The sequence below is a fragment of the Clostridium sp. genome (assembly GCF_047718555.1).
In the GTDB taxonomy this organism is placed as follows: domain Bacteria; phylum Bacillota; class Clostridia; order Clostridiales; family Clostridiaceae; genus Clostridium_I.
In genome coordinates this window covers 1-7,151 of record NZ_JBDNRK010000096.1, presented here as the reverse complement: position 1 = coordinate 7,151, position 7,151 = coordinate 1, and the positions used below count along the sequence as shown (strand labels likewise).

Below are 7,151 nucleotides of genomic sequence, written 5' to 3'. Positions count from 1 at the left end.
TTGAACTCCCACTTGAAGAAGTGGGAGACTTACGCCAAGTTAGTCAGGTTAAAAATCATACAATTCATATGCCTGCTATAGTTAATTACTATAGCAGGCAATAGTTTTTTGGAGTTACCAAGATATCCTGCTCTCATGCTATACTTAATCCACAGTAAAACCAGTTGTAAAGGGGAGAATGAAATGAGTAAAACAACAATTGTGGGTTATCCGAGAATAGGAGTAAATAGAGAACTAAAATTTATAACAGAAGCCTATTTTAAAAATGAAATAAGCGTTGAGGAGCTTTCAGCTAAGTCAAAAATCTTGAGACAGGAATATTGGAATAAGCAAAAAGATGCAGGAATAGATATAATTCCTTCAAATGATTTTTCTTACTATGATAATTTATTGGATGCAGCTTTTCTTTTAAATGCTATACCTAAAAAATATAAAGAATTAGGACTTTCGCCTTTGGATACCTATTTTGCCATGGCAAGAGGATATCAGAAGGAGCATAAGGACGTAAAGGCTCTACCTATGAAAAAATGGTTTAATACAAATTATCATTATATAGTGTCTGAAATTGATGATGATACGAAGTTTTCCTTAAATGACACTAAGCCTTTTGATTTATATAGAGAAGCTAAGTCCCTGGGAATAGATACAAAGCCTGTAATAATAGGTGCTTTTACTTTCCTTAAACTTGCTCATATAAAGACAGATAAAAGCTTTGAACAGTATTTAGAAGAACTTTCAAAGGTTTATATAGAAATACTAGATAAATTTGAAGCAGAGGGAATCAGCTATATTCAAATTGATGAACCTATTTTAGTAACAGACCTTTCAGAAGAAGAAATAAATCTCTTTATAAGTATATATGACAAAATTTTGAGTAACAATTATAAGTTTAAAACTATACTTCAAACTTATTTTGGAGATATAAGAGACTTGTATCCACATTTAAAAGATACCAAATTTGATATTTTAGGACTGGATTTTGTTGAAGGGAAAAAGACTATTGAATTAATAGAAAATCAGGGATTTCCTAAGGATAAACTGCTTATAGCTGGTATCGTAAACGGAAAAAACATATGGATAAATAATTATAAAAACAGCATTGAAATTATAAATGAACTTAAAAAATATTTGGATGAAGATAGAATATACATAGGTACCTCCTGCTCTCTTCTCCATGTGCCACATACAATTGCAAAGGAAGATAAAATTACTGATGATTATAGAGAAAGTTTAGCCTTTGCGGAAGAAAAATTAGTGGAGATAAATGATTTAAAAGAACTAAGCAGTGATGCAAATTACAGTAAAAACAATAAATACATTGAAAATTCCGATATACTAGAAAGAAAAAATAATAATTACTTGTACTTTAATAAAGAAATAAGGGAAAGAGTTCAAAATTTAAAGGAAGCTGATTTTGTAAGAGTAGACAGCTTTGATAATAGACGTGAAGCTCAGAAGAAATATTTTAACCTTCCCATCTTGCCAACTACTACTATAGGTTCTTTCCCACAGACTAAGGAAGTAAAGAAATTAAGACAAAGTCTTAGAAAAGGAGAAATCTCTATAGAACAGTATGAAGATGCTATAAAAGATAGGATTAAAGATATAATAAAATTTCAGGAAGAAATAGGATTAGATGTATTGGTACATGGCGAATATGAAAGAACAGACATGGTTGAGTATTTTGGAAGATTACTTCATGGATTTTTATTTACTCAGAATGGATGGGTTCAGTCTTATGGTACAAGAGCAGTGAAACCACCTATAATATATGGTGATGTAAAACGTAAAAATCCAATGACAGTTGAATGGATAAAATATGCTCAGAATCAGACAGATAAGCCAGTGAAAGGAATGCTTACAGGACCCATTACAATTTTAAATTGGTCTTTTCCAAGAGAAGATTTGGAGTTAAAACAGATAGCTTACCAAATTGGATTGGCTATCGGCGAAGAAGTATTGGATTTAGAAAAAGCCGGGATAAAAATAATACAAATTGATGAAGCTGCACTTAGAGAAAAACTGCCTCTTAGAAAAGAGGATTGGAAAGAGGAATATCTTGATTGGGCAATTCCTGCTTTTAGATTGACAAATTCTAAGGTTAAAATAGATACTCAAATTCATACTCATATGTGCTACAGTGAATTCTCAGATATTATTAAGGAAATTGAAGCTATGGATGCAGACGTAATTTCCATAGAAGCTGCTCGTTCTGATTCTTCACTTCTAGATTTTCTAAGAAAAAATAATTTTAAACTGGAAATAGGTCCTGGAGTCTACGATATTCACTCACCTAGAGTGCCGGCTCAAGATGAAATAGAAGAGTTAATTAAAGTAATGATCAATAAATTGGATGTAAAAAAATTATGGGTAAATCCAGATTGTGGTCTTAAAACAAGAGGAATGAAAGAAACAAAGCTTAGTCTTATCAATATGGTTAATGCTGTCAAAAAAGTTAGAAAATCAATATAATTAAAGATTTATTAATTTGTTTTAAGGGGAGAAAATATGTTAAAAAGTAAAATATTAAATAAAGATATGGGAATAGTAACTTATGCAATAACCCCACCTAAGAAAAGCAATTCACAGGAAAAGATTATTGAAATTTCTCAAAGACATGTAGAGAGAATAAAGAATATAGATATTGATGGATTAATTATATATGATATACAGGATGAAACTGATAGATTGCAGGATGAAAGACCATTTCCATTTTTACAAACAATAAATCCTGCTGAGTATAGCAGAGAATATATGCAAGAACTAACTGTGGAAAAAATTATATATCGTTGTGTAGGTAAATATCATGAGAATGAACTAATAGAATCTATAGTCTCTGATTTGCAAGAAGATAAATTTTCAGTATTTGTTGGAGCATCTTCAAGAGAACAGGAGGTTAAATTAAAATTATCAGAGGCATATAATATAAGAGAAAAATTGGAGAATAAGCTGAATTTAGGCGGAGTTGTAATACCAGAGAGGCATACAAAAAATAACGATGAACATATGAGAATTATTAGTAAAACAAATAATGGATGCAGGTTCTTTGTTTCACAGGTAATTTATGATATAGAAGCCTCAAAAAATTTACTATCAGATTATTTTTATTATTGTAAAGATAATGATGTGGAAATGGTGCCTATATTGTTTACCCTTACACCCTGTGGTTCTATAAAGACTTTGGAGTTTATGAAATGGCTTGGTATAAATGTACCTAAGTGGATGGAAAATGAGTTAATACATTCAAATGATATTCTGGATAAATCTATTAATTTAGCTAAAAATATATTTGAAGAACTATTGGATTTTGCACTGGATAAAGACATACCTATAGGTTGTAATATTGAGAGTCTGTCTGTAAGGAAGATAGAAATTGAAGCTTCAATACAACTGGTAAGGGATATAAAGTTAATTATTGAAAATAAGTTAAAGAGAACTATAAATGTGTCGACCTTATAATCGTAATTGAAGAAAAGTCAAAAATTATAGCTAGAATCGGAGAAGGCATAAAGTATTAGGATTATGCCGACGTTGATGCAGGTATTGCTATAGAGAAAAAGGGTTGTTTTACAGCTCTTTTTTTGCTTTTAAAAATTATTTATATTGGTATCGTAGGTTACCGATTAATAGATAAAATCTCTATATAATAACGTCTATAAGGTTAAAGTACAGAACACTAAAATAATTAATAATTAAATATAATAATTTGGAGGTATACAAATGAGTCTATTTTTAGGAAAAATTCATTATTTATTATATAACAAGATACAATTAAATGAGGATTTATTGGAGAGTATATTAAATTTTGCAGAGGAAAAAAATATTCATATTGAAGAGTTAAAAAGTGAAATTTATAAAAAATATGGTTATCCAGAGAGAAGGGCTTTAGAAGAGGTTATTGATCAGGGGAATATCCATGGGTGGCTTCAGGAAAAAATACAAAGTGTTGAAGATCGGACAGCGGCAATTGTCACTGAATTGATAAATAATCATGATATAAAAATTGATGAAATATGTGAGATTTATTTTGATAATGGTAAGAAGATTATGGAAACTATTTCTGCCGATGATTTTTTGCCAAAGGATTTATTTAATCTCATATTTAGCTATATGCTTGAAGGAATGCCTTGTGACATGATTAATGAAGTTATTTTTGAGTCAGAGAATGAATTTTCATGGAAAACTACAAGATGTATTCATAAACAGCATTGGGATAAGAATGGTGGAGAAGTAAGTAATTTTTATACTTTGAGAAATGCATGGATAAATGGGTTTTTAGATACAACTGAATATTCTTATATTCGCAGCGAAAATGGAAATAATAAAATAACAAGGGGGTAAGAGTTATATGGATGCTATCAATTTGATGATGGAAGAACACAATAATATTAAGAGAATGCTTTTAGTGGTAAGAAAAGCTAGTGTTAAGGTAATGAATGCAGGTGAAATTGATTATGAGGATTTTAGTAAAATAATTTCTTTTATAAGAAATTATGCTGATACACATCATCATGGAAAAGAAGAAAAAATGCTTTTTAATCGTATGATAGATGAAATTGGTGGAGTGGCTGAACCACTTGTAAGATATGGAATGCTTGCAGAACATGATCTTGGAAGACTTTTTATAAAGGAACTGGAAGAAGCTTTAGTAAAGGTAAAAGAAGGTGATGAAGAGGCTAAAGTAGATGTAATAGCAAATGCTGTTTCCTATACTCATCTTTTACAAAGGCACATAGAAAAAGAAGATAATGTAGCTTACACCTTTGCAAGACGTGGACTAAGTCAGGATACTATTAAAAAAATAGACGAAGAATGTGAAAACTTTGAAAAAGAAGCTGAAGAAAAACATACACAGGAAAATTATATAAAGCTTTTAGAAGAACTGGAGCACAAATATGTTATTTAGGGTAAAATAAAAAATAATTTTTATTTACAATTGCATAGATGATGTTTTTTATTAATAGAAAAGTTATAGTTTACAAACGAGTTATTAACATTTGAATGCCATAATATAATTAACCTTTAAAAATCGATATTTTACGTCACTTTATGCTAAATTGTACATTGATATTTTTGTTATTGTGCAATTTAGTTTATTATATATTAAAATGTATTAAATTATATAAAAATAATATTGACAAGTATAATGAGTTTTATGTATTATAGAAACATAATATAATACTCCTTTAGTATTATGAAAAGCACTAGTAGAAATATTAGTGCTTTTGTTTAAAAAATATTCACAAATTGTTTACAATTTTTAAATAAAATGATAAAATGTTAAACGTGGAATTCAATTTAGATGTTATGGAGAAAGTCACTGATAGAAATATCGGTGCCTTTTCTTTATGTGTATAATGTTGATAATTTGTGGATAAGATGTTTATAAAATAATAATATTTGCAAGCAATTGTCTAAAGCTTGTTAATAAATTAATGCTATAATAATAAAGATATTTAAATTAATTAAATGTAAATTCTATTTAGCATAAGAATATTTCTATATCATAAACTGAATACAAAATGGAGGAATAAAAATGGATTTATTCATAACTATTTTAAAGACAAGCATAATAGAATTGCTCTATCTTACAGCATTGATAATAGCCATAGGATTATTACTAGGTATACTGGAAAAGGGTACAAATAGAAATATGCAAAGAGCTTTTGGAATGAATGGTATTATGGCATTTGCCTTTATTGGCACTCCAATTCATGAATTGGGGCATGCAATTATGTGTATTATTTTTGGGCATAAAATTACCAGAATGAAACTCATTGATACACATAGTAGAAATGGGATATTAGGTTATGTGGAGCACTCATATAATCCCAATAATATATATCAAAGAGTAGGAAATTTTTTTATAGGCATTGGACCAATTATAAGTGGAATATTTGTTTTGATTGTGGGATTGCATTTCCTCTTGCCTCAGTCATTTGGAGTTTTTCAGAGCCATTTAAAAGGCAATTTGAACTACAATATTTTAGATACAAAATTAATTAGTTGGAATCTATTTGTTTCTATTAACCTGATAAAGAGTATATTTACTTTAGCTAATTTTACAAAAATAGGTTTCTGGTTATTTATAATATTAGCTTTTTGTGTTTCTTCACATATCGCTTTAAGTAAACCTGATATCAAAGGTGCTTTAGATGGCTTCATATTTTTATTTATAGTGATTTTTGTGATTAATTTTATTTCACACTATTTAAATATTAATACCTATGATTATCTTTTAAGAATCGGAAAATACAATGCCTATGTGGCTTCATTCTTAATTATGGCATTAGTGTTTTCGATAATTTCCTTTATAGTTAGTTATTTATTGTGTTTAATAAAAGGTGCGGCTTAAGTATTAAAGGTGAGATGAATACTTAGTTCGAGATTTGTTAATTAAATGATCTTAAATATATGCAGTTGTTCAAATGACAATTTTTCATTGAATACCAATATATCTATATTGGTATAATATAATAAGACACTTACTTTTATTAAGTATATGTGATAAAATAAAAGCAGGGGGTGATTTAATGGAGAAATATCATATGTGCCCCAAATTTGAAAATGCTTTTGAATTACTAGGGAAAAGATGGACTGGATTGATTATAAGAACATTACTCAGTGGACAAAAGCGATTTTCTGATATAGCAGAAACTATTCCTAATATGAGCGCTCGCATGCTTACAGAAAGATTTAAAGAGTTAGAAAAAGAAGGAATAATAGTCAGAAGGGTTTATCCAGAAACCCCTGTTCGTATAGAATATGAGCTTTCAGAAAAAGGAAGAGAATTACAAGCTGTTATGGATGAGATTCAAAAGTGGGCAGAAAAATGGAACTAGTAAAAAGAATATCATTTACAATTTAGAAAACCTTCTAATTTAATATTAGGAGGTTTTTTATTTCTAGATATCACTTTTTATATACTAAATCATAAACAGAATTCTTGGCATCAGGTGGAGTTTTTGTTTATGACCTCTGATGCTTACTAACAGAGTTCTTAGTATCAGTATTTTTGATACTTAGAAATCGTTGTCCTTTAGGGTAAGTCGTTATCCAGGGACGTAGCCACTCTTTACTCCCACTTGAAGAAAAACAGAGAACCAAAATCTTAGATTTTGTGTGAATCGCTTTCGCTGTGTGCGATGGGA

At 29.2% G+C, this 7,151-nt stretch carries 6 protein-coding genes; 5 read left to right on the top strand and 1 reads right to left on the bottom strand.

Annotated elements, in window-relative coordinates; all coding sequences use genetic code 11:
- Positions 1-183 precede the first annotated feature (183 nt).
- The 4 genes from metE (at position 184) to ABF633_RS20170 (ending at position 4,906) form a co-directional block, all read left to right on the top strand.
- The gene (gene metE / locus ABF633_RS20185; protein ID WP_415526428.1) at positions 184-2,472 is read left to right on the top strand and encodes a 5-methyltetrahydropteroyltriglutamate--homocysteine S-methyltransferase; all 2,289 of its coding nucleotides are present in this window, start codon (positions 184-186) and stop codon (positions 2,470-2,472) included.
- A gap of 36 nt (positions 2,473-2,508) precedes the next feature.
- Positions 2,509-3,459 (top strand): methylenetetrahydrofolate reductase, encoded by a 951-nt coding sequence (locus ABF633_RS20180; RefSeq protein WP_415526426.1) that lies wholly within the window; start codon positions 2,509-2,511, stop codon positions 3,457-3,459.
- A gap of 261 nt (positions 3,460-3,720) precedes the next feature.
- The gene (locus ABF633_RS20175) at positions 3,721-4,341 is read left to right on the top strand and encodes a hypothetical protein (RefSeq protein ID WP_415526424.1); all 621 of its coding nucleotides are present in this window, start codon (positions 3,721-3,723) and stop codon (positions 4,339-4,341) included.
- Between the two features lie 7 nt (positions 4,342-4,348).
- Positions 4,349-4,906 (top strand): hemerythrin domain-containing protein, encoded by a 558-nt coding sequence (locus ABF633_RS20170; protein WP_415526422.1) that lies wholly within the window; start codon positions 4,349-4,351, stop codon positions 4,904-4,906.
- A 1,312-nt stretch (positions 4,907-6,218) separates the two neighbouring features.
- Here ABF633_RS20170 and ABF633_RS20165 read toward each other — a convergent pair.
- The gene (locus ABF633_RS20165; protein ID WP_415526430.1) at positions 6,219-6,275 is read right to left on the bottom strand and encodes a hypothetical protein; all 57 of its coding nucleotides are present in this window, start codon (positions 6,273-6,275) and stop codon (positions 6,219-6,221) included.
- A gap of 258 nt (positions 6,276-6,533) precedes the next feature.
- On the opposite strand from ABF633_RS20165, the gene ABF633_RS20160 reads away from it, so the two are divergent.
- Complete coding sequence (locus tag ABF633_RS20160) at positions 6,534-6,842, top strand: winged helix-turn-helix transcriptional regulator (RefSeq protein ID WP_415526420.1); 309 nt, start codon at positions 6,534-6,536, stop codon at positions 6,840-6,842.
- The last annotated feature ends 309 nt before the right edge of the window (positions 6,843-7,151 follow it).

Excerpts from the sequence above, each read along its gene's own strand:
- metE (WP_415526428.1), top strand. The coding sequence starts at position 184 with ATGAGTAAAACAACAATTGTGGGTTATCCGAGAATAGGAGTAAATAGA.
- ABF633_RS20180 (WP_415526426.1), top strand. The coding sequence starts at position 2,509 with ATGTTAAAAAGTAAAATATTAAATAAAGATATGGGAATAGTAACTTAT.
- ABF633_RS20175 (WP_415526424.1), top strand. The coding sequence starts at position 3,721 with ATGAGTCTATTTTTAGGAAAAATTCATTATTTATTATATAACAAGATA.
- ABF633_RS20170 (WP_415526422.1), top strand. The coding sequence starts at position 4,349 with ATGGATGCTATCAATTTGATGATGGAAGAACACAATAATATTAAGAGA.
- ABF633_RS20160 (WP_415526420.1), top strand. The coding sequence starts at position 6,534 with ATGGAGAAATATCATATGTGCCCCAAATTTGAAAATGCTTTTGAATTA.